Origin of the sequence: Pseudomonas sp. MD330_10, assembly GCF_042610415.1 — a bacterium.
In the GTDB taxonomy this organism is placed as follows: Bacteria; Pseudomonadota; Gammaproteobacteria; order Pseudomonadales; family Pseudomonadaceae; genus Aquipseudomonas; species Aquipseudomonas rhodesiae.
Genome location: NZ_JBHGZU010000040.1, coordinates 1 through 1,459 on the forward strand (window position 1 = coordinate 1; position 1,459 = coordinate 1,459).

At 54.3% G+C, this 1,459-nt stretch carries 1 protein-coding gene; it reads right to left on the minus strand.

Annotated features, from left to right (window positions below; all coding sequences use genetic code 11):
• Nucleotides 1–33: 33 nt before the first annotated feature.
• Nucleotides 34–1,409 (minus strand): IS3 family transposase gene (locus ACFZPT_RS26505; protein ID WP_232925778.1). Its coding sequence is split into 2 segments (ribosomal slippage): nucleotides 34–906 and nucleotides 909–1,409, totalling 1,374 coding nucleotides; the frame shifts between segments, so codons are not numbered across the junction.
• Between the last annotated feature and the right edge of the window lie 50 nt (nucleotides 1,410–1,459).

The following is a 1,459-nucleotide window of genomic DNA, read 5'->3' on the forward strand; positions in this document are numbered from 1 at the left end:
TGAAGTGCGCCCCAAAAGTTGGACAGTAATTGTCTAGGCTACAGCGGAACGGGCTCTGTACTCTACAGGGCTCAGTCCGCCAAGCTTCGTTTTGATTCGCTTATGGTTGTAGTAATGGATGTATTGATCCAGTCCAGCCTGCAACTGAGCCTCGTTGTCGAAGCTTTCGCGGTAGTAAAACTCTGACTTCAACGTGCCGAAGAAGCTCTCCATCGTGGCGTTGTCATAGCAGTTTCCTTTGCGTGACATGCTTTGTTCCAGCCCCGCCTGTTCTAGTCGCTCGCGATACTTCGAGTGTCGATAGTGCCAGCCTTGATCCGAGTGCAGCATGGGTTTAGCGCCCTCAGGCAGGCGCTCGAGCGCTCGCTCCAGCATGTCGCCAACCAGGGCATATTGGGGGCGTATGGCGGTCTGATAAGCCACGATTTCTCCGTTGTATAAGTCCAAGATCGGCGACAAATACAGCTTTTTACCTGCCACTTTGAACTCGGTGACATCCGTCACCCATTTCTGATTCGGCTTCTCGGCTTCGAACCGACGAGCCAAGGTATTGGGTGAGATTTCTCCCATCGGCCCTTTATATGCTCTGTATTTCTTGGGTCGCACCGTGCATTTGAGCCCCAACGCTCCCATCAATCGTCGTACCGTTTTACCGTTGATCTGTAGTCTTTCTTTACGCAGTTCCAGCGTCATACGGCGGTAGCCCAGGCGCCCTTTATGCTCTTGCTGAAGGCTCTGGATCGAGGCTTTGACTGAGACGAAACGGTCCGCAACGCCCATGACCTTGAGTTGGTAGTAGTACGTGCTTCGCGCCAGCCCTAGCAGTTTGAGCAGGTCCGCCAGCGGAAAGTCTTGTCTCAGCTCAGTGACTATTCGAGCTTTTTCTTCGCTTCGTTCTCCCGCCTGATCACCGCCTCGCCTAACTCCCCAAGCTTTTTTAGGTAGGCGTTCTCCATGCGCAAATACTGAAGTTCATCCAGCAAGGCTTTGTGCGCAAGCTCCTCTTTTGTAAGGGGGGCGGCAGATTTACGCAGTTTGGCAGGTGGCTTTGGCATAGCGGTATTCAGTCCTTTTTTCCCTGAGGCCAGGGCTTCAATACCGCCACTGTAATACTGCTGCTGCCATCTGCCCACTTGGGTGGAGTCACCCAGGTTGAAAAGCGCCGCTGCGCGGCGCAAGGAGAGGGAGTCGCGCCACATGCGTTGCAGAACGGAAAACTTGAACAGCGCGCTGTAACGCCCACCGGCACTGCTCAGGCTGGCCTCACCGTGCAGCCGGTAAGCCTCCACCCAACGGCGAAGCAAGGTGGGGTCCATTTGAAATTGAGCGGCGATACGGCGAAAACCCCGGCCTCGTTCAAGAAAAGCAGTAATGGCGGAAAGCTTGAACTGCGTCGTGTACTTGCTCATGAAAAAGCCCCAAGAGTTGGATAGGTGTCCAACTTTTGGGGCGCACTTCA